This window comes from Neobacillus sp. NRS-1170 (assembly GCF_050468025.1).
In genome coordinates, this window is sequence record NZ_JBITPF010000060.1 from 19,130 (window position 1) to 40,644 (window position 21,515).

At 39.3% G+C, this 21,515-nt stretch carries 19 protein-coding genes; all 19 read right to left on the reverse strand.

Features of this window, described 5'->3' with window-relative positions; translation table 11 throughout:
- Positions 1–193 precede the first annotated feature (193 nt).
- The gene (locus ACIFOT_RS23450; RefSeq protein ID WP_335715205.1) at positions 194–1,060 is read right to left on the reverse strand and encodes a 2-oxoacid:ferredoxin oxidoreductase subunit beta; all 867 of its coding nucleotides are present in this window, start codon (positions 1,058–1,060) and stop codon (positions 194–196) included.
- A complete protein-coding gene (locus tag ACIFOT_RS23455; protein WP_430068585.1) occupies positions 1,061–2,797 on the reverse strand; it encodes a 2-oxoacid:acceptor oxidoreductase subunit alpha in 1,737 nt (578 codons plus the stop codon). It abuts the gene before it with no gap.
- A gap of 518 nt (positions 2,798–3,315) precedes the next feature.
- On the reverse strand, positions 3,316–3,576 hold the full coding sequence (spoVS, locus tag ACIFOT_RS23460; protein WP_038541258.1) for a stage V sporulation protein SpoVS: 261 nt from the start codon (positions 3,574–3,576) through the stop codon (positions 3,316–3,318).
- Between the two features lie 159 nt (positions 3,577–3,735).
- Positions 3,736–4,533: a TIGR00282 family metallophosphoesterase gene (locus tag ACIFOT_RS23465; RefSeq protein ID WP_430068588.1), complete on the reverse strand. Its 798-nt coding sequence runs from the start codon at positions 4,531–4,533 to the stop codon at positions 3,736–3,738.
- A gap of 110 nt (positions 4,534–4,643) precedes the next feature.
- A complete protein-coding gene (gene rny, locus ACIFOT_RS23470) occupies positions 4,644–6,203 on the reverse strand; it encodes a ribonuclease Y (protein WP_430068591.1) in 1,560 nt (519 codons plus the stop codon).
- A 326-nt stretch (positions 6,204–6,529) separates the two neighbouring features.
- Positions 6,530–7,573, reverse strand: coding sequence for a recombinase RecA (recA, locus tag ACIFOT_RS23475; RefSeq protein ID WP_430068594.1), 1,044 nt, complete (start codon positions 7,571–7,573; stop codon positions 6,530–6,532).
- A gap of 392 nt (positions 7,574–7,965) precedes the next feature.
- Positions 7,966–9,216, reverse strand: coding sequence for a competence/damage-inducible protein A (locus tag ACIFOT_RS23480; protein WP_430068685.1), 1,251 nt, complete (start codon positions 9,214–9,216; stop codon positions 7,966–7,968).
- A gap of 19 nt (positions 9,217–9,235) precedes the next feature.
- Positions 9,236–9,820 (reverse strand): CDP-diacylglycerol--glycerol-3-phosphate 3-phosphatidyltransferase, encoded by a 585-nt coding sequence (pgsA, locus tag ACIFOT_RS23485; RefSeq protein ID WP_430068596.1) that lies wholly within the window; start codon positions 9,818–9,820, stop codon positions 9,236–9,238.
- Between the two features lie 73 nt (positions 9,821–9,893).
- On the reverse strand, positions 9,894–10,784 hold the full coding sequence (locus ACIFOT_RS23490; protein WP_430068599.1) for a helix-turn-helix domain-containing protein: 891 nt from the start codon (positions 10,782–10,784) through the stop codon (positions 9,894–9,896).
- A gap of 21 nt (positions 10,785–10,805) precedes the next feature.
- A complete protein-coding gene (locus ACIFOT_RS23495) occupies positions 10,806–11,594 on the reverse strand; it encodes a DUF3388 domain-containing protein (protein ID WP_223588453.1) in 789 nt (262 codons plus the stop codon).
- Positions 11,595–11,749: 155 nt separating this feature from the next.
- Entirely contained in the window at positions 11,750–12,001 is a 252-nt protein-coding gene (locus ACIFOT_RS23500) for a DUF3243 domain-containing protein (protein WP_430068602.1), read from the reverse strand.
- 80 nt (positions 12,002–12,081) lie between these two features.
- A complete protein-coding gene (gene ymfI, locus ACIFOT_RS23505) occupies positions 12,082–12,804 on the reverse strand; it encodes an elongation factor P 5-aminopentanone reductase (protein ID WP_430068605.1) in 723 nt (240 codons plus the stop codon).
- 67 nt (positions 12,805–12,871) lie between these two features.
- Positions 12,872–14,167 carry an EF-P 5-aminopentanol modification-associated protein YfmH gene (gene yfmH / locus ACIFOT_RS23510; RefSeq protein ID WP_430068609.1) on the reverse strand — a complete coding sequence of 432 codons (1,296 nt, stop codon included), beginning with the start codon at positions 14,165–14,167 and terminating at the stop codon, positions 12,872–12,874.
- On the reverse strand, positions 14,167–15,447 hold the full coding sequence (gene yfmF, locus ACIFOT_RS23515; protein WP_430068612.1) for an EF-P 5-aminopentanol modification-associated protein YfmF: 1,281 nt from the start codon (positions 15,445–15,447) through the stop codon (positions 14,167–14,169). The genes yfmH and yfmF overlap by 1 nt, the downstream gene beginning before the upstream one ends.
- Positions 15,448–15,617: 170 nt before the next feature.
- A complete protein-coding gene (locus tag ACIFOT_RS23520; RefSeq protein ID WP_430068615.1) occupies positions 15,618–16,577 on the reverse strand; it encodes an ABC transporter permease in 960 nt (319 codons plus the stop codon).
- A gap of 1 nt (position 16,578) precedes the next feature.
- Complete coding sequence (locus ACIFOT_RS23525; protein WP_430068618.1) at positions 16,579–17,628, reverse strand: ABC transporter permease; 1,050 nt, start codon at positions 17,626–17,628, stop codon at positions 16,579–16,581.
- The gene (locus tag ACIFOT_RS23530; RefSeq protein ID WP_430068621.1) at positions 17,621–19,156 is read right to left on the reverse strand and encodes an ABC transporter ATP-binding protein; all 1,536 of its coding nucleotides are present in this window, start codon (positions 19,154–19,156) and stop codon (positions 17,621–17,623) included. The genes ACIFOT_RS23525 and ACIFOT_RS23530 overlap by 8 nt, the downstream gene beginning before the upstream one ends.
- A gap of 209 nt (positions 19,157–19,365) precedes the next feature.
- On the reverse strand, positions 19,366–20,451 hold the full coding sequence (locus ACIFOT_RS23535; RefSeq protein WP_430068624.1) for a BMP family lipoprotein: 1,086 nt from the start codon (positions 20,449–20,451) through the stop codon (positions 19,366–19,368).
- A gap of 93 nt (positions 20,452–20,544) precedes the next feature.
- Positions 20,545–21,270, reverse strand: coding sequence for a GntR family transcriptional regulator (locus ACIFOT_RS23540; protein WP_430068627.1), 726 nt, complete (start codon positions 21,268–21,270; stop codon positions 20,545–20,547).
- Positions 21,271–21,515 lie beyond the last annotated feature (245 nt).

Genomic DNA, 21,515 nt, shown 5'->3' on the forward strand with positions numbered 1-21,515 from the left:
TAGTATAAAGGTTTACAAGACTGAAAACAATAGCAAACCCTGTAAACACGCTACTATATAGATAATTATGTAATCATAATAATGCCGTCAAATAATAATGATAATGGAAGAGAGTCAATTTATATGTGATGTTTTTCACTTAAATAATGAAAAAAATCCCGAGAAATACATTTTCCCGGAATTTTAATGATTATTACATAAATTCTGCAACTAATTTATCGAAGTGTGCTTGATCAAGGTTTAGATTTGCATCTACTAACGGATCTTCTGAGTAACCAGTTAGTAATTCTTGATAAGATGGACGCTCCGTGTTTTGGTAAATTAGTCCAGTAACTAAGCCGTTATGCTTCATTAATGTCTGCATTGCCATTTCACGGTTTGATGGATCGTATCCTTCAACATCACTAAGCTTTGTTAAGTTTTCTTTAAACCAGTCGTAGGTATTTACTTTATTATAGGTTACACATGGGCTAAATACATTGATTAATGAGAAGCCTTTATGATTAATCCCCGCTTCAATTAATGCTGTAAGGTCTTTTAAATCAGTAGAGAAACTTTGAGCAACAAAAGTAGCTCCTACTGTTAAAGCCAATTCCATAGGTGAAATCGATTGTTCGATTGACCCCATCGGCGTAGACTTTGTTTTAAATCCAACAGCCGAACGTGGAGATGTTTGTCCTTTTGTTAAACCATAAATTTGGTTATCCATTACAACGTAGGTAATGTCAATGTTACGGCGAATGGCGTGAACGGTATGAGCCATACCAATTGCATAACCGTCACCGTCACCACCGGAAGCGATAACCGTTAAATCACGATTGGCCATTTTAACACCTTGGGCAATTGGAAGTGAACGGCCATGGATTCCATGGAAACCGTAAGCATTGATATAACCAGAGATACGACCAGAACAGCCAATCCCTGAAATAACGGCTAAATTTTCCGGTACTAGACCAACATTTGCCGCCGCACGTTGCATTGCAGCCTGTACAGAGAAGTCGCCACAGCCTGGGCACCAGTTCGGTTTTACATCATTTCGAAAGTCTTTAAAAGTGGCCATTTAGAACAACTCCTTACATTTTGAATGAACTTCGTGAGGCAAAAATGGATTTCCGTCATATTTTAGGAATTTAGTAATTTTTTCAGCATGACCGATATTCATTTTCATGATATTTGCTAACTGTCCAGTCGCATTGTTTTCCACTACAATCACTTTTTTGGCAGAACGAACAAGTGGAAGCACTTCGTCTGAAGGGAATGGATGAATTAAACGAATTTGTGCATGGTTTACTTTCAATCCATCTTTTTCTAAGCGTCCCATCGCTTCTTCGATCACACCACGTGTTGAGTTAAAACCAACGATTAACAGATCTGCATCCTCGTGTGGCGCATTTTTATAAACAGGTGTATTAAAGCGAATATTTTCAACCTTCCGGAAACGTTTATCCATTTGAGCATTCCGATTTGTTGCAGATTCAGATGGTTTACCTGTTTCAGCATGCTCTACTCCAGTAACATGGTGAATACCATTTTTCATTCCTGGAATTGTACGTGGTGAAACACCATCTTCTGTAACTTCGTAACGCTTAAAGTAACCTTTGTTTTCAATTTCAGGAAGCTCTTCACTTACAAGCTTACCGCGTCTAATTTCGACTTTAGAAACATCAAGCGGTTCAACTGTTTGTTTTCCTAAAGATAATTGAAGGTCAGATAAAACGATGACAGGGCATTGATACTCTTCTGCCAAGTTGAACGCTTCAGCAGTATCATAGAAAGCCTCTTGTACAGTACTTGGAGCCATAACGATTTTCGGAATTTCACCATGTGTACCATAAATCATTGCCATTAAATCTGATTGTTCTTGTTTTGTCGGAAGCCCTGTTGAAGGACCACCACGTTGAGTGTCCACAATAACAAGCGGAGTTTCTGTAATACCAGCTAGTCCAATTGCTTCCATTTTCAATGATAATCCAGGACCTGAAGAAGCAGTAAGTGCACGAACACCACCGTAGCTTGCTCCAATTGTCATGGTAGCTGCAGCGATTTCATCTTCTGTCTGGATAACTGTACCGCCAACGGCAGGTAATTTTTTAATTAAATATTCCATGATATCAGATGCAGGTGTAATAGGGTATGCAGCCATGAAACGGCATCCAGCAGCAAGTGCGCCTAAAGCAATCGCATCATTTCCAATCATAAACATACGATGTTTGCCATCTGCTTTTTCAAGTACCATTGTTGGAACATTTGCATCCATTTTTTCTTTCATATAATCAAAGCCCGCTTTGATGGCATCCATGTTTTTCGCAACAACTTGATCGCCTTTTTTGCCAAAAATCTCGCGAACTACTACTTCAAATACATGAATATCTAAGTCTAATACTGCAGATGTTGCACCAATAGCAACCATGTTCTTCATTAAAGAAGTTCCAAGCTGAGTAGCAATCTCTGTGAATGGAACCGCATACAGGGATGCTTCAGTATCTTCAGGCTTTTTTGGATCAAACTTTGCATCAGCAAGGATTACACCTTTACTGTGAAGTTCCTTGTAATTTAAATCAATTGTCTCTTGGTCAAACGCGACAAGGATATCAAGATCGTCAGAAATGGAACGAACTTCTGTTGTGCTCACGCGAATCTTATTGTTCGTATGGCCGCCTTTGATACGAGATGAAAAGTGACGATAACCATACAAGTAATATCCCAGGCGATTCAGTGCGATTGCAAAGATTTCCCCAGTACTTTCAATACCTTCCCCTTGTTGTCCGCCAACTTTCCACGAAAGTTGATTGATCATGACTTACACCCCTTTGGATATGTAAAAAATAAGTAATTAAATCATTCATAGTGTAGCACTTTTCCGAGTAAATCACTAGAATTTTGTTTGTTTAACGCTTTAAAGACATAAAATCTAGAAAAATGGATACGTACTAAACGCTTTCAATTCTAGACCTATGTACTCAAAATTGCAACCCTTTCAAGCGAATTATTGTCTAAAATATGTATATTTTTTTATTATTTTAACTTTGCTATTTACATCAACGTTAGGCCTTGCATCACAACAGTTCAATCCTTTTTTCTTATGCAGTTTTTCTAATTTTTCACCTACTTATGTACTTTCGATATGGACATCTCTGAACCTTGCTGTTCTATATCAGAATAATATTATTTCAATTTCAATAGCATTGTTTCCATTCAGAAAATTTGTAACCATATTTGTAAAAAATAGGTATAAAAAAACCTGCTGGATGTAACCCAGACAGGCAGAGGTAATAGTGCTTCCTTTTCTCCACGATTTGAATGCTGATACTCTCTCTAACGCGGCTCCACAATTAACTTTATAGCTGTGCGTTCTTCCCCGTCAATCAAAATATCGGTAAACGCAGGGACACAGATCAAATCAACTCCGCTAGGTGCTACAAATCCTCGAGCAATGGCTACTGCCTTTACGGCTTGATTTAATGCACCCGCACCAATAGCCTGTATTTCCGCTGCACCTCTTTCACGCAGAACTCCGGCAAGTGCACCAGCTACAGAATTAGGATTAGATTTTGCTGAAACTTTTAATATTTCCATTCCTAGCTCCCCCTTGTAAAATCCCGATCCCGCATGAGCAGTTTCATGAACAAATCAGGTATATAGCATTCCACTGCTACTATATTCACTTTGAAATTGACATATTCCGGCTTGGACGATAAAAAGGAAAATAAAAAGAGCAAATTGGGTAATTTGCTCCTAAGAATAAAACGGATGATCATCATTTATTAGAATTGGTTGAATCTTTTTAGCAAGGCCTGTTTTTCGGTCCAAATCAATTAAAACGGCACTAAGCTGGTTTCTTCCCCCAGAAGGTACTTCAAACCGAACCGGAAGGCTTGTTAGGAAGCGTTTGAGGACGGCTTCTTTTTCCACCCCTAAAATGCCGTCATATGGGCCAGTCATGCCGACATCTGTTAAATAGGCCGTTCCCCCAGGCAAGATACGATTATCGGCCGTCTGGACATGCGTGTGGGTCCCTACAACTGCAGATACCCTTCCATCTAAGTACCAGCCCATTGCCTGTTTCTCACTTGTTACTTCTGCATGAAAATCTACAAATATAAAGGGGGTTCTTGCTTTTGCAAGGGAAACGAGTTCATCTGCTTTTTGGAAGGGACAATCAATTGGGTTCATGAAGGTGCGTCCCTGCAGATTAATGATTGCCACTTCAAACTCATTTATTTTTAGAAAAACGATCCCTTTCCCCGGCGTATCTTTTGGAAAGTTTGCTGGTCGAACCAAGTATTTGGCTGTATCAATAAACTCAAAAATTTCCCGATTATCCCAGGCATGATTCCCTAATGTTACTGCCTGAGCACCTTGTTCTAAAAACTGACGGTAAATTTTTTCAGTAATTCCTTTTCCACCTGCGGCATTTTCGCCATTGATAATCGTTAAATGAGGTCGATATTTTTCTTTGAGCTTTGGCAAGTACTCCTTCACCATATCTCTTCCAGGTGAACCGACAACATCACCGATAAATAATAAATTCATGTTATTGCCCTTTCATAAATAAAAATAGTATTGATTAAATTGTATCACAGTTGCCCAGTATTTAATCGCTTAAGAGTCCCCAAAAAATAAAGCGGTGCATGCGCACCGCTTTATTTTGCATATTCTACAGCCCGTGTTTCACGGATAACTGTGACTTTAATATGTCCTGGATAATCGAGCTCTTCTTCGATTCGCTTGCGAATATCGCGTGCAAGGCGATGTGCAGCAAGATCGTCAATCGTATCCGGTCTAACGATAATCCGCACTTCACGGCCTGCTTGAATAGCAAAGGATTTCTCAACACCTTCATAGGATTCTGAAATCTCTTCAAGCTTTTCAAGACGGCGAATATAGTTTTCAAGCGTTTCACTACGAGCACCTGGTCTTGCAGCAGATAGGGCATCAGCAGCAGCAACTAAAACGGCAATGGTTGAAGTTGGCTCTGTATCACCATGATGTGAAGCAATACTGTTGATAACCACAGGATGTTCCTTGTATTTCGTTGCAAGTTCTACCCCGATCTCAACATGGCTTCCTTCCACTTCATGGTCAATTGCTTTACCGATATCATGAAGCAATCCGGCACGTCTTGCTAATGTTTCATCTTGACCAAGTTCAGCGGCCAGCAAACCTGAAAGCTGTGCCACTTCCATAGAATGCTTAAGCACATTTTGACCGTAACTTGTACGGAACTTTAAGCGGCCAAGAATTTTGATAAGATCTGGATGGAGTCCATGTACGCCCACTTCAAATGTGGTTTGTTCACCCACTTCGCGGATATACTCATCCACTTCGCGACGAGACTTCTCAACCATTTCCTCAATTCTTGCAGGGTGGATACGGCCATCTTGTACAAGCTTTTCAAGTGCTAAGCGAGCCGTTTCACGACGAATAGGGTCAAAGCCTGATAGAATAACAGCTTCAGGAGTATCGTCAATAATTAAATCAATTCCTGTTAATGTTTCAAGTGTACGGATGTTTCGACCTTCACGGCCAATGATACGGCCCTTCATTTCATCATTTGGAAGGTTGACGACAGAGACTGTCGTTTCCGCAACATGGTCAGCAGCGCAACGTTGGATTGCTAACGAAAGGATTTCCTTCGCTTTTTTATCAGCTTCCTCTTTTGCACGATTTTCGCTTTCCTTGATCATAACCGCGGTTTCTACAGTAAGTTCCTGTTCCATGCGGTCTATTATGATCGACTTAGCTTCCTCACGAGTTAAGCTCGAAATTCGTTCAAGTTCTGTTTGTTGTGTTCGTACCAACTCGTCCACTTTGCTTTCCATCTCTTCAATATGCTGTTGTCTTTGGTTTAGAGAATCATCCTTCTTTTCTAATAGAATTTCACGCTTATTTAACGCTTCATCCTTTCGATCTAAATTCTCTTCTCTTTGCAGTAAACGGTTTTCTTGTTTTTGCAGTTCATTTCTTCGTTCACGAACCTCACGTTCCGCTTCAGTTCGAAGCTTGTGAATTTCATCCTTTGCCTCTAACAGGGCTTCCTTTTTTAATGAATCAGCATCACGTTTCGCATCTTCAAGAATCTGCTCTGCAGCATTCTTTGCCCCCGCTATTTTTGCTTCAGCAATGGATCTACGAATAAAATAGCCAACAACGGCACCGACGATAAGGCCAAGCAAAATGGAGATGATAGTAATTGGTTCCATCGTTACACCTCCTCTTGCTATGAACTTTTGTTTGATTTTTTTTTTAAGTGTCGGCATGTACATTGTTTAGACTCAACATACAGCAAGCACTACGGCTTTTCGCATTGTAATATTTCCAAAAATGTAAAATATACATGTTAATTGTAATTGTGGGAATATACATTGTCAAGGTTTTGTCCAAATAGCTTTTTGAAATATTTCGAATTCACCATCACTTCTTCATTTTTATTACTTGGTTCCAAGTGAATGTTTATACCTTTTTGTGTATATTTATGCAAATTGTTTTAAAAAAGCAAAACCCTTTTTCTTGGGCTTTGCTCTTCTTTTTATTTATCTAGTAACTCAAATTGCTCGTCATCATCAGTTTCAGTCACTGTTTTATCACCATCTAAGCCATAGTGATCACGGATTTTTTGTTGAATTTCAAGGCGGACACTAGGGTTTTCTTTTAGGTAAAGCTTTGCATTTTCACGACCTTGGCCTAGTCTTTCATCGTTATAAGAATACCAAGAACCGCTCTTAGAAACGATATCTAATTCGGAACCTAAATCGATGATTTCGCCTTCTTTTGAAATTCCTTCTCCATACATAATATCGACTTCTGCTGTACGGAATGGAGGGGCAACTTTGTTCTTTACGACTTTAATTTTTGTTTTGTTTCCGACCATGTCATTGCCTTGCTTTAGTGTTTCAGCACGGCGTACTTCTAGACGGATGGTGGAATAGAACTTGAGGGCGCGGCCCCCAGGAGTTGTTTCAGGGTTCCCGAACATAACGCCGACTTTTTCACGAATCTGGTTGATAAAGACAGCGATTGTTTTTGATTTATTGATTGCACCTGAAAGTTTACGAAGTGCTTGAGACATCAAACGAGCTTGCAATCCAACGTGTGAGTCTCCCATTTCACCTTCGATTTCCGCTTTAGGTACTAGAGCAGCTACAGAGTCAATAACAATAATATCGATTGCTCCGCTTCGTACTAGTGCTTCAGCGATTTCTAGTGCTTGTTCACCAGTGTCTGGCTGGGATAATAATAGTTCATCAATGTTGACGCCTAATTTTTGGGCATACGCTGGGTCTAGGGCATGTTCAGCATCGATAAACGCTGCTTGTCCGCCTTTTGCCTGGACTTCAGCGATGGCATGAAGGGCTACGGTTGTTTTACCTGAGCTCTCTGGCCCGTAAATTTCGATAATACGTCCTCTTGGATATCCACCTACTCCAAGTGCTGTGTCAAGTGCTAATGATCCAGATGGAACAGTTGAAATTTTTGTTTCTGTTTGCTCACCCATTTTCATTATTGAGCCTTTACCAAATTGCTTTTCGATTTGTTTTAGCGCCATTTCTAAGGCCGCTTTACGATCACTCACGAATCATTTCCTCCCTTATCTATATAAACACAAGCTTATTGCCTAAATCTATCAAATAAAACCTATTAATAATATAACCTCTTTTAGGATATTTGTCGAGTAAAAAATCGAACATTCATTCGACTTTTTTCTAAACTATTTATACTGTTAAGACAGACAAATATCCCCATAATAAACTGTTTTTCAAGATGATTTTGCAGAGAAAACTACTTTTCATGAAGTTAACTGAAAACTGATTTAAAAGTATGCATAAACCGTTTCATTTACCGTTTGACCACTTTTTCATCGTTCTCGGGCAATGAAGCGACATTTCATTTACCGTACGACCGCTTTTTCCACTCAGATGGGCAATGAAACTCCTACATAACCCATAAAAAAATCACAGAACCTTATTAAGCATTCTGTGATTCTTTCAACATCTTTATTAAATAATAGCATCCATACTTAACAGCACGAACCCTGTTAGCTTCCCGGGTGCCAGCAAGCACAAGCTTTTCAACAGCTGTCGGCATCCCCTTGAACGCAATCCCAATGTAAACCGTGCCTACCGGTTTACCCTCTAATTCATCAGGACCCGCCACACCGGTAAAACTAATCCCAATATCAGTGCCAAAAATCGAAGCTGCGTTTTCCGCCAACTCCGAAGCACATTGCTCACTTACGGAGCCAAACTTATCTAGCGTCTCAGCAGAGACCCTCAAAACCCGTTGTTTTACCTCATTTGAATAACAGACAACTCCTCCGTTAAAAACAGAGCTCGCGCCTGAAACCGAGGTAATTTCTTTTTGAAACATCCCGCCAGTTAAACTCTCAGCAGCCGTAATCGTTAACTTCTTTTCTTTTAAAATTTTCGTCAATTCATTCAAAAGAGAAGTATTGTCATAGCCATATAAAAACTCACCAACGCGCTGATTTATCTTACTTTCCACCTCATCAAGCATCGTTCCTGCAACAGTTTCATCCGTATGCTTGGCTGTAAGCCTTAAGGTAACCTCACCATCTCCGGCAAGTGGAGCAATGGTAGGATTGCTTTGAGCGTCTATTAAATCCAATATCTCCGTTTCCAAAGCCGCTTCCCCAATACCGAAAAACCGCAAAACTCGCGAAACAATCCTCTCATTGGTGTCGCCTTCAGGAGAAAATGCTTTCCTTCCATAATGAAGGAACATCGGCTCCATTTCCTTTGGAGGACCTGGCAGAAGCATATAAATATGGGCATCCTGCTCGAGTACCATTCCAGGCGCCATGCCATGATCATTCGGAAGAATATCTGAACCTGCTAATACAAGAGCTTGCTTTCGGTTGTTATCCGTCATCACACGGTTTGTCCTTTTGAAATAATCCTCAATCGAAGTTAAAGCCGCTTCATCCATTACAAGCTCTTTGCCTAGATGGCGGGCAATCGTTTCCTTCGTCAAATCATCCTTTGTCGGTCCGAGACCGCCAGTAAAAATGATGATTTGCGAACGCTTTTCGGCAATTTCAATCGCGTTCTTAAGCCTGTCCGAATTATCGCCAACAACCGTGTGAAAAAAAACATCAACACCGAGCCCAGCTAATTGCTGAGACAAAAAGCGCGCGTTCGTATTTACAATTTGACCGAGCAACAGCTCCGAACCAACAGCGATAATCTCAGCATTCATCATGAATCGCCCCCAAAGTCTATTTAGAATTTTTTAAAACATGACTATTTTTAGCAAAATAGTCCCAGCCAGACCAAATCGTAAAAATCATCGCAACCCATAACGCAACGATATCAAAACGAAATGGAATCATAGCAAAAATAATATTATGTAATAAAAGCGAAGAAATCGCGATAATCTGTGTCCAGGTTTTAATTTTTCCAAGCATATTCGCTGCCACTACTTCCCCTTCTCCTGCAAGCAAGAGGCGGAGACCGGTTACAGCGAATTCCCTGCTGATAATAATGATGACAATCCATGATGGTGCATAAATATCATTAAGCTCAACGAGAACGATAAGTGCAGCTGAAACAAGTAATTTATCAGCAAGCGGATCAAGAAATTTCCCCATATTTGTGACAAGGTTCAATTTACGGGCATAATACCCATCAATCCAGTCGGTTGTCGACGCAATGATAAAAATCAACGCTCCGACAAAATGAGTTACAGGCATGTCTGCTCCAAGAAAGGTCATGTCACCCCAATCAAAAGGGACAAGCATGATAATCAAGAACAATGGAATAAGCAATATTCTTGAAACCGTAATTTTATTAGGTAAATTCATTTGTGTATCCTCCTATATAAGAAAACGCAACAACTAACTATTATGCATGCCAAAAATAGTCATCACTAGATGACTATTGGGTTTTGGGAACATATTGAATCTTAATGTTCTGTACATTTTGCGTCGGTGCGATAGCGTACTCGAGTTTTTGGTCATTCACATAGATTTCAACGCCTGCAGCGTTCCCTACCCGAATTACAGCATTGCTTTCTGTTGTCAAATCTACTGTTTGGCTTGGTAGCTTATCTTTATCAAGAGTCCATTGATTGACCATTTTTCCCGTACTATTTTTAACACCAACCCAAGATTTACCAGTAGCTACCAATTTCACGATAAACTTGTCTGCATTTTTCAAAGAATAGGTAGAATTCCTTCCACTGCTTTGAACGACCGCTAATTCTTGCTTAGGTGCTTCAACAACTGGCGGCTTCTCTTCTTCTTTTTTAGGTTCCTTCGCTTTTTCAGAATCTTTCTTCTCAAGCTCATTTGCTTTTGCTTTTTCGAGATTCTCTGATTTAACGAATTTAACTTGTTCGTTATCCTTGCTTAACGATTCATTGGAATTCTTACCCGCATGATTATAAAGAAAATAATATAATAGACCAGCAACGCCAATGACAAAAACACCAATTAATACTTTCGGAAGGATATCAAAGATTTTTGAATTCCCCTCCGAAATCGCTTTATGGGTTTTGACCCTTGAGAGTTGAGGTAATTCATCATTTAAGCTTGCCGGAATTTCACTTTTATATGTTTCAAAAATTTCATCAGGATTTAGGTTTAGTGCTTCTGCATACTGCTTAATGAAGGCACGGACATAAAAATTCCCAGGCATACTTGAATAGTTGCCTTCTTCAATGCCGATTAAATAGCGCTTTTGAATTTTTGTCATCGTTTGTAAATCATCTAAGCTAAATCCTTTTTCTATTCGGGCTTCTTTTAGTCGATTCCCTAGTTCAGTCACTTTATTAACACCTTCCAATTTTTAAAAATCAAAATCTCCAAAATCAGATCCGGAGAATAAATTATTTTGGTCCACTACCTCATATGTAATCTCTTCATCAACATTATTCCTCAGCTCGATAATATAGTCAAAATCATCGAGGGTGTACTCGGAGTTTTGGACAAAGATATCAGGGTGTTCTATTACTTTAACAGAAGGCAATCGCATAATCTCACGAACGAGCTGCCAATGTCGTTCATTGGCACGGCGTGTGGAAACAATTCCATCCAAGATGAATAGGTTGTCAGCATTGTACTCATCCTCAATAAGTTGGTTCCGAATCGTTTGTTTTAAGAGGGTAGAAGAGACGAATAACCACCTCTTATTGGCACAAACACTAGAGGCAACAATTGATTCCGTTTTTCCTACACGAGGCATTCCACGAATACCTATCAGCTTATGCCCCTCCTGCTTAAATAATTCTGCCATAAAATCAACTAATAATCCAAGCTCATCCCTTACAAAGCGGAATGTTTTTTTATCATCTGCGTCTCTCTGAATATATCGGCCATGTCTAACAGCCAGACGATCACGCAGTTTTGGTTCTCTTAGTTTTATTAATTTTATTGTGTCCATTGTATTTAAAATTGACTCAAGTCGTTTAATTTGATCGTCATCTTTTGCTAAAATCAAAAGACCCCGTCTGCCTTCATCAACTCCGTTGATGGTTACAATATTAATAGAAAGCATTCCTAAGAGGGATGAAATGTCGCCTAAAAGTCCAGGCCTATTTTTTTGAATCTCATATTCTAAATACCATTCTTTCTTCATAAAACTGCTTACCCCCTAAAGAAGTTTCGACAAATTTTTCATATATCTTTTTATCTAAACCTTATCATAAATGATTTTGATGCAAGATGAAAGAAAAAACGTGGAATATATCTCTGAAATAAAAAGAGAGGAGCTGCCTCCTCTCTTTTTAATGATTATCCATTATTCTTAATAAGTTTAACCATCATATTGGCAATTGCCTGCTGCTCTTCTGGGTCAGCAACTGACCAGAGGTCTGATAGAATTCTTTCTTGCTCATTTTTTGGCTCGACTTGGTTTGCTAAATAATCACCAATCTGAAGAGCAAGTTTGCTAATTGCCCCCTCACTCATTCCCTCATTTTGTGCATGATGGAGACGATTAGCAAGAAAGTCTTCCCACTGTTTCCAGTTATCTAAAACTGACATAGTAAATTACCTCCTTTAAAATGGTACACGGTTATTTTGTGAAGGGGAGGCATGAACTATACATAGAAACTTTTGAACTTTTATGTATACCAACCGCCATTAACGGCAAGGACTTGGCCAGTAATATAACTTGATTCTTCTGAAAGCAAAAAGGCTACACTTTTAGCAATTTCCTCAGGCTGCCCAAGTCTACCCATTGGAATTTCATATTCAATCCCTTTTATCTCATCCTGTGAAAATCCTTCCATCATTGGCGTATTTATGGCTCCAGGGGCAATGGCATTAACACGAATGCCATTTAAGGCTACTTCCTTACTAAGTGCCTTTACAAAACCAATCTGAGCGCCTTTGGCTGTTGAATAGGCTACCTCACAGGCAGCACCTGTTTGACCCCAGATAGAAGTAATGACAATAATACTGCCTGACCCTTTACTCAAAAGTTTGGGGAGGAGTTCTTTGCTCAGCATTAAAGGATTGAGAATATGAACATTTAATAAGGCTTCTGCATCCCTATGTTCCAAATCGACAAGGAGGCCGTATTGACTGTTTCCGCCGCAATGGATCATCGCGTCCAGCGAAAAGATGTGCGGGCAAATTAGTTTATAACCATCTGGTGCAGAAAGGTCAGCACTAATTGGCATGTATTCACCGCCAAATGGAACAATCTTGTCTAATAGTGCTTTAATTGAGGCTTCATTCTGATTGTAATGCAAGTATAGGTTGTATCCTTTTGCTGCCAGATTATAAGCAACCGCTTGACCGATTCCACCACTCGCCCCCGTTATCAATGCATATTTTTTCATTCTCGTCACTCTCTCTAAATAATTGACAAAGCGAAAAAGCGCCAGCTTTTGCGGCGCCTCCGCTTTTCTATTTCTTGTTTTTAGGAATTACTTGACATACTGAAAAACGTTCTTCTGAAATAACCTCTGATGCCAGTGATTGTACATCTTTCAAGGTTATTTTTTCAAGCGTTGGGACAACATCGAATAAATTCATATCGTTAAAAGCATATCGTGTAAATTGATTTGCAATGTATTCAGGGGAATTGACCGCACGTAAAAAGGCACCGATTTTCTTCTTTTTTGCCCTCGCTAATTGTTCCTCCGTGAAAGCCGCTCCATTCTTTGCCTCTATAAGCATTTTTTCTAACTTTTCCGAAAGCTGATCAGGTTCGCCGGTATCTCCGCCAACCATCGCAAAGCCAAAGCCTTGTTCCTGGGTATAATCATAGGAAAACGTTTCGTCAATTAACCCTTCATTATAAAGCTGATCGAAATTTGCTGAGCTTTTGCCGAACAGCAAATCAAGGAGGACATTCATCGTTAATTCATTTTTTAACATTTCATTTCCCGTTTGATCTACATGAAGCGCTTTAATTCCCACAAGACATTTAGACGTTTGCACATTCATCTGCAGCACCTGTTTTTTCTCAGCTGCATCTAAAGGTTCTTCTTCAAATTTACGCTTGATTTCTGGCATATCTTTGTATTCTTTCTTTGCCTGGTTTTCTCTTACCTGGGTCATAAAGCGCTCCGGGTCAACTGGGCCGACAATAAACAGCAGCATGTTGCTTGGATGATAAAAGGTATTGTAACATTCATAAAGCCAATCCTTCGTGATATGAGAAATCGATTCGATCGTACCGGCAATATCAATTTTAACTGGATGATTCTTATAAAGATTTTGAATTAAACCAAAATATAAGCGCCAATCGGGATTATCATCATACATGGTAATTTCTTGACCGATGATTCCTTTTTCCTTTTCCACCGTTTTTTCAGAAAAATAGGGATCTTGAACAAAGTCAACCAATGTTTCCAGGTTCTTTTCGACATCTGATGTGCTCGAGAACAAATAAGCCGTTCGTGTAAACGAAGTAAAGGCATTGGCAGAAGCTCCCTGCCTGCTGAATTGCTGAAAAACATCCCCGTCTTCCTTTTCGAATAACTTATGTTCTAAAAAGTGAGCAATTCCATCGGGGACTTTCACATACTCATCTTTCCCCAGGGGGGCAAAGTTGTTATCGACCGATCCGTACTTTGTCGTAAAGGTTGCATAGGTTTTATTAAAACCCTTCTTCGGCAAAATATAGACCTGTAGGCCATTGGGCAATTTTTCATGATAAAGTTCTTCTTGAAGCTGGTCAAAATTAATCTTTTCCATTATGCACCCGCCTCCGATCCTGTTAGGAAATAAATCGTATCTAACTCAATTTTTTTCGCTACCGCAGTAATCTCTTCCTTGGTAGCCTTTTCCATCTCAGAGAGCCACGTGTCAAGACTAATTTGTGTTTCCGCGATGACATTATGATATAAAATCTCCGTTAACCCTCTGGAAGTATCAATGGTTTCGAGAATTTGATTACGTATTACCGCTTTGGTTTGATCCAATTCCTGATCCGTAAAGTCTCCATTTTTCATTGCATCCATTTGTTCGTTAATAATACCGACGGCTTGGTCATAATTCTTTAAGTCAATACCTGACATAACCATCATCAAGCCTTTATGACTTTCAAGCCGGCTTGATGCATAATAGGCAAGACTTGCCTTTTCACGGACATTGATAAACAACTTAGAATGTGAAAAGCCCCCGAATATGCCATTGAACACTTGCAGGGCAAAATAATCAGGATCACCATAGACAATATTGGTTCGATAACCCATATTTAGTTTCCCTTGCTTTACATCCTGCTGTTCTTTAACCTCATTGACTTTTTCAGGTTTTGAATTTTCTTGTTTTGCACGTTCTTTTGGCGATCGATTTTCAAAATGAAGCAATTCTGAAGCATATTTTTTAACTTCTTCTTCTTTAACATCACCAATAATATAAAGATCCATTTCATCTTCTAAAAAGACTTGATTATAAAACTCGAATAAATTTTCTGGAGTAATTGAGTCAACATCCTGAGCTTCCCCATTTACCTGGAGGGCGTACGGTTCCCCCTTACACATTTCCTCTAATAAACGAACATTCGAGTAACGCATTTTATCATCATATACGGATTGAATCCTTTGCTTTAGCGTCCGCTTTTCTTTTTCAACGGTATCTTTATCAAAGGCGTTACCTGAGGTGTTTGGTTTTGTTAATACTTCCGCTAATAATTCAAATCCCTTTTTTAATAAAGGTTCTGAATCACTTAAGAATTTTTCATTGGCGATTTCCAAAGAGAAGCTCATAACATGGTATTCGCCTTTCTTGGCTAAATCCACATACAGGGTGGCTCCATATAGTTCATCTAAATAAGAACGTAAGGCTGTTGTTGAAGAATACTGTGCCGTACTGCTTTGTAATACTTGCGGAAGAAGCGCCCTTTTTGTCACATCTTCTTTTGTTAAAGGGGCTTTCATCCTCCATACAAAAGTATTTGTTTTATATTTTTCTGTTTCAACAATATGGAGTTTATATCCCTGCATTTCAATAACTTTTTCAACTGCACCCTCCATTAGCTTTCCTCCTTAATATGTAAGAACAGTTTTCTTTATATCTTTTCCTTTCAAAAGAAACCTATACTTTTTACTATAATTTGCCAAGCTTGGTCAATTCAAGCGTTTACTCTTATTTTTCAAAAAAAATAAACCCACAGTTCACATGGAACTGTGGGTTTTAATTAGTATTAACGGCTTCCTTTAATATAGTGTGTACCAACTGCTTTTGGTGCATCGGCACGACCGATGAATCCGGTTAATGCTAAGATAGTTAACACGTAAGGAGCGATTAATAAATATACATTTGGAATTTCTTTTAGGAATGGCAAACTTGAACCGATGATACTAATACTTTGTGCGAAGCCAAAGAATAATGCAGCACCAAGAGCACCAAGTGGATGCCATTTACCAAAAATCATTGCGGCGAGCGCCATGAAACCCTGCCCGCTAATCGTAGAGTGGCTGAAGTTTGAAGTAATTGATTGTGCATAAACAGCACCGCCAATTCCGCCAAGAGCTCCTGAAATAATAACGCCAAGATAGCGCATTTTAGTAACGTTGATTCCCATTGTGTCTGCTGCCATTGGGTGTTCACCTACTGAGCGAAGACGAAGACCGAATGGAGTTTTAAATACGATATACCATACAATGATAGCAACTATTATCGCTAAAAAAGATGTCCAATACGTATTTTGGAAGAAGATTTTTCCGATAAAAGGGATATCTTTTAAAATCGGAATATCAATCTTTCTGAAACCTTTGCTGATAATTCCAGTTTCACCTTTATCATAAATTAATTTGACCAAGAACAGAGTAAGTCCTGTTGCAAGTAAGTTAATCGCAACACCCGAAACGGTATGATCAGCACGGAATGTAATCGATGCAACGGCATGAAATAAGGAGAATATAGCCCCGGCAATCATAGCGACGATTAAAGCAATCCAAGGAGTTGCACTGCCGAAGGTATCTACAAAGGTTAAGTTAAAAACAATCGCTGAAAAAGCTCCGACTACCATTAACCCTTCAAGTCCGATATTAACGACCCCTGAACGTTCCGAGAAAATTCCGCCTAATGCAGTGAAGACAAGTGGAGCTGCCCACAACAACGTGGATGGAACAACAATCATTAAGATATCCATTAAACTCAACTTACTTCACCTCCTTTTTACTGAATCGGTCAAGAAATACTCTTATGATGTAGCTTGATGCTACAAAGAATACAATCAATGCAATAATGATACTTACAAGCTCGTTTGGTACACCCGCTTCGAGAGGCATGTTCAGAGCTCCAACTTCTAAAATACCGAATAAGATTGCAGAAAAAAATACACCTAGAGATGTGTTTGCCCCTAATAGAGCAACAGCAATCCCCTCAAATCCGACACCGGTAAAGCCGCCTTTAACTGCAGCATAGCCAAACGTTCCTAATCCTTCCATTGCACCGGCAAGGCCTGCGAATGCACCAGAAATTAACATGGAAAGTATAATATTTTTATTGACACTCATCCCTGCGTAATGTGCAGCATGCTGGTTAAATCCAACAGCCCTTAGTTCAAAACCTCTTGTTGTTCTTTCAAGTAAAAACCACATAATAATACAACATACAATTGCGATAATAATTCCCCAATGAAGACGAGAGTAATCCGTAATACTTTGAAGAAATTCAGAACGCAGTGACGCGGACTCATGAATTTGTTCTGTTTTGTCGCCGCTTTTTGCAGCAAGGAAGTTTCTAATAATATAGTTGGTTGTATGAAGAGCAACATAGTTCATCATGATTGTTACAATTACTTCATGAACACGGAAACGTGCTTTTAAAAAGCCAGGAATAAAGGCCCAGAGTGCTCCCGCAACCATCGCTGCTAAAATAGCAAGCGGCAAATGGATGACACGCGGAAGATCAAACGATACACCGACCCAAACTGAAGCCAGCCAGCCTACAATAAATTGTCCCTCAACCCCGATATTAAATAAGCCTACACGGAAAGCAAATGCTACCGCTAAACCAGCTAAAATATAAGGTGTAAATTGTCTGACTACTTCCCCAACATAATACGTTTCACCAAATGCCCCATTCCATAAAGCGGTATAGGCGTCTACAGGATTATAACCGCTGGCCAACATAATGATTGTTCCGACAATAATACCTAATAATACTGCAATAATTGGCGTTAAAATGCCTGTTAAGCGTTTAGACATGCGTTCCTTCACCCGCTTCCTTTCTATTCGATCCTGCCATCAATAATCCTAGTTCTTGTTCAGTTGTTTCTTTTGGATTAACAACAGCTACGATTTTCCCCTCGTATATAACGGCAATCCGGTCGCTGACATTCATAATTTCATCTAATTCAAAGGAAAGAAGCAAGACTGCTTTTCCATTATCCCGCTGTTCAATTAAGCGCTTGTGAATGAATTCGATTGCTCCGACATCCAAGCCGCGAGTAGGCTGTGCAGCAATCAGTAAGTCTGGATTGCGGTCAACCTCACGTCCGATAATCGCTTTTTGCTGGTTTCCTCCAGAAAGAGCACGCGCCAAGGTATATTCACTTGGAGTCCGAACGTCAAATTCACTAATAATTTTCTTTGCATACTTATATATTTCTCTGAAGTTAAGAACTCCATTTTTGGAATAAGGCTTTTTATAATAATTCTGTAAAACAATGTTCTCGCCAATTGGATAATTTAAAACTAGTCCATGTTTATGGCGGTCCTGTGGAATATGACCAACACCAGATTCGGTAATTTTTCTCGGTGTCATATTCAATAATTCTTTTCCATTTAACTTGACGCTGCCACTTTCTGATTTGCGCAGGCCGGTAATGGCCTCAATTAGTTCAGATTGACCATTTCCATCGATACCTGCTATTCCGACAATTTCTCCAGCTCTAACGTCAAGAGATAAACCGTTAACAATCGATACCCCACGGGTATCCTTTACGACTAAATCATTAACTTCCAGAACATTTTGTTTTGGCGCTGCTTCTTTCTTTTCCGTTTTAAAGACAACCTCGCGACCTACCATAAGGCTTGCAAGCTCATTCGGATTTGTTTCGCTTACAGTTACAGTTCCAATCCCCTTACCTTTACGAATAACGGTACAGCGATCCGCTACTTCCATAATTTCCTTTAACTTATGGGTAATGAGAATGATGGATTTTCCTTCCTTAATAAGCGTTTTCATAATTTGCATTAGCTCTTTGATTTCCTGAGGTGTTAATACAGCTGACGGCTCGTCAAAAATTAGAATCTCCGCTCCGCGGTATAGAGTTTTTAAAATTTCGACCCTTTGCTGCATTCCAACCGTAATATCAGAGATTTTAGCCTGCGGATCTACTGATAGTCCGTAACGTTCAGAAATTTGACGTACTTCTTGCTCTGCTTTTTTAATATCAATTCGGCCAGCAGACGTGATTTCTCTGCCAAGGATAATATTTTCGGTTACCGTAAATGTATCCACGAGCATAAAGTGCTGATGCACCATCCCAATTCCAAGATCATTCGCGATATTAGGATTCGTAATATTTACTGGCTTTCCTTTTACTCGGATTTCACCTTGTTCTGGCTGATAAAGTCCAAAAAGCACGTTCATTAATGTTGATTTACCCGCTCCATTTTCACCGAGTAAAGCATGAATTTCTCCCTTTTTTAATTGAAGGGTAATGTTATCATTCGCAACAAAGCCGCCAAACTCTTTACGGATGTTAAGCATCTCAATTACATATTCCATTTTTTCTCACTCCCTGTGATAAAGGTAAAAGGAAATTTCGACCAAGAGTAGTAAGAGGTCAGACCTTTCAGTGGTTTAAAAAAACAGGGAAATTTCCCCCGATAAAATCTTAAATGAAAAGTAGAATATCATTCTACGCTTCAGTTAGGATTTTCATTAAGAAAGAATAAGCAGGAATGTTTTTATCCCACTTATTCCTTTTATGTCATTTATTTTGCGCTAAAATTCTTTAATTCATCACGAGTTCCAGGAACTTTTACAGCACCTGATTTGATTTTTTCAACCCAGTCTTTAACAGCTGCTTCGATAGCATCTTTGTTAGATGCTTTGCTGTTAATAGGCGCTACGCCTACTCCATCTTCAGCTAAACCGTATAAAATGCTTTCGCCGCCAGGGAATTTACCATCCATTGCTTTCTTAGAAAGGTCTTGTACCGCTACGTCTACACGTTTAAGAGCAGAAGTTAGAACAACGTCTGGACCCATATCAGCTTGGTCACGGTCAACACCGATTGCCCAAATCTCTTTGCTAGGGTCTTTTGCTTTACGGTCAGTTGCTTCTTTGAATAGACCGTTACCAGTACCACCAGCTGCGTGGAAAATTACGTCCGCGCCAGAAGAGTACATTTTAGATGCGATGGATTGGCCAAGTTCAGCTTTATCAAATGCACCAGCATATTGAATATCCACTTTCACCTCAGGCTTAGCAGCCTTAACACCAGCTAAGAATCCTGATTCAAAACGCTCGATTACAGGAATTTCCATTCCGCCAATGAAACCAATGTGGTTAGATTTTGTTTGTAGTGCTGCTGCTACACCAGCAAGGAATGCTGCTTCTTGCTCTTTGAAAAGTACGCTGGCAACGTTAGGTTGTTTAACTTCCGCATCAATAATAGCGAAGTTTGTATCTTTTTGTTGTTTCGAGATTTCTTCAACTGCAGCTTGCATTAAGAAACCGATACCATATACTAAATTGAAATCTTGACGTGCAAGAGTATTTAAGTTTGTGGAGTAATCTGCGTCAGATTTGGATTGAAGGTAATCATATCCGCCCTTACCTTTTTTCATTCCGTTGTCTTGACCAAATTTTTGAAGACCTTCCCATGCAGACTGGTTAAAGGATTTGTCATCTACGCCGCCGACGTCAGTAACCATTGCTACGGAGAATTTCTTTGCCTTTTCTCCACCTTTAGTAGTCTCTGTACCCTTGTTGTCATCGCTTTTTCCACAAGCACCTAAAAGTGTTCCAGCAGCAAGAACTAATGATAGCGCCATTCCAACTTTACGCATTTTCAAGGTATTGTACCCCCTAAGAAATTTTTAATTGTTTTTTAGTAGAAATGTTTGAAAAGCAAGACTGTTTGCGTTTTCATAGAACTGTAAAAAAATTTATGTTCTTTTTCTTAAGACATGAAAACTAAACTTATCAGCTTTAAAATAGTTTACCGAAAATAGGACAGGTTCATCCATTTCATCGAAATGCATTTGTTTTAATACCAACAATGCAGTTTCTGGATCACATTCTAAAATAGGGGAAATTCGATCATGATAGCCAATTGGCTCAATCTTGGCAACTGCATATGTAATTCTCCGGTTTGCTTCTCCCTCTATTATATTTAGGAGAGATTCTTCACCATGGGAAAAAGTATCCGGCAAGATACGTTGAGGAACTTTATCGATACAATAAACAACCGGCTCCCCATTTGCAGTTCTGACCCTTTCAATCACGACCATTTCCTCATTAGTTGAACATGAGAACCGACGAATATCCTCTTCGGTTGGACCCTGTGTTGATGAACTTAAGAAAATCGTTCCAGGTTTCATTCCAGCCTGTTTAATCATGTCAGTGACACTATTAAGTTGTTCAATCCCTGAGGTAAACAATGGCTTTGCATTAACAAAGGTGCCAACTCCATGGCGCCTGATAATAACGTTTTCCTCTTCAAGGATGCGTAGTGCTTCCCTAAGGGTCGCCCTGCTTACACCAAGTTGTTTCGCAAGATCAAATTCAGAGGGTAATTTTTCTTTTTCTTTATATACCCCTCGTTCAATATCCTGCTTTAAACGATCGATCACTTGCAAGTACAAATGTCGGTTATCTGACTTAATAGACATTGCTGTTTCCTCCAGCTCTTTTCCTAAGACATCAGACCTCTGATATCATTCCTACTAATCGAAATTTATATTAACACTTTTTAAGTGATAAATAAATAGGAATTCAAAATTTTGTCGAAAAAAGGCATAAAGATTGAAATTATCACAAATTCACTTAAAATACCGGGAAGAAATCTGATATAATAAATATCTTTAATTTGATTAATAGGGAATTTTTAGGGAAATAGTAGGATATTTTTCATAGA

Excerpts from the sequence above, each read along its gene's own strand:
- ACIFOT_RS23450 (WP_335715205.1), bottom strand. The coding sequence starts at position 1,060 with ATGGCCACTTTTAAAGACTTTCGAAATGATGTAAAACCGAACTGGTGC.
- ACIFOT_RS23455 (WP_430068585.1), bottom strand. The coding sequence starts at position 2,797 with ATGATCAATCAACTTTCGTGGAAAGTTGGCGGACAACAAGGGGAAGGT.
- spoVS (WP_038541258.1), bottom strand. The coding sequence starts at position 3,576 with ATGGAAATATTAAAAGTTTCAGCAAAATCTAATCCTAATTCTGTAGCT.
- ACIFOT_RS23465 (WP_430068588.1), bottom strand. The coding sequence starts at position 4,533 with ATGAATTTATTATTTATCGGTGATGTTGTCGGTTCACCTGGAAGAGAT.
- rny (WP_430068591.1), bottom strand. The coding sequence starts at position 6,203 with ATGGAACCAATTACTATCATCTCCATTTTGCTTGGCCTTATCGTCGGT.
- ACIFOT_RS23480 (WP_430068685.1), bottom strand. The coding sequence starts at position 9,216 with ATGAATGCTGAGATTATCGCTGTTGGTTCGGAGCTGTTGCTCGGTCAA.
- pgsA (WP_430068596.1), bottom strand. The coding sequence starts at position 9,820 with ATGAATTTACCTAATAAAATTACGGTTTCAAGAATATTGCTTATTCCA.
- ACIFOT_RS23495 (WP_223588453.1), bottom strand. The coding sequence starts at position 11,594 with ATGAAGAAAGAATGGTATTTAGAATATGAGATTCAAAAAAATAGGCCT.
- ACIFOT_RS23500 (WP_430068602.1), bottom strand. The coding sequence starts at position 12,001 with ATGTCAGTTTTAGATAACTGGAAACAGTGGGAAGACTTTCTTGCTAAT.
- ymfI (WP_430068605.1), bottom strand. The coding sequence starts at position 12,804 with ATGAAAAAATATGCATTGATAACGGGGGCGAGTGGTGGAATCGGTCAA.
- yfmH (WP_430068609.1), bottom strand. The coding sequence starts at position 14,167 with ATGGAAAAGATTAATTTTGACCAGCTTCAAGAAGAACTTTATCATGAA.
- yfmF (WP_430068612.1), bottom strand. The coding sequence starts at position 15,447 with ATGGAGGGTGCAGTTGAAAAAGTTATTGAAATGCAGGGATATAAACTC.
- ACIFOT_RS23525 (WP_430068618.1), bottom strand. The coding sequence starts at position 17,628 with ATGTCTAAACGCTTAACAGGCATTTTAACGCCAATTATTGCAGTATTA.
- ACIFOT_RS23530 (WP_430068621.1), bottom strand. The coding sequence starts at position 19,156 with ATGGAATATGTAATTGAGATGCTTAACATCCGTAAAGAGTTTGGCGGC.
- ACIFOT_RS23540 (WP_430068627.1), bottom strand. The coding sequence starts at position 21,270 with ATGTCTATTAAGTCAGATAACCGACATTTGTACTTGCAAGTGATCGAT.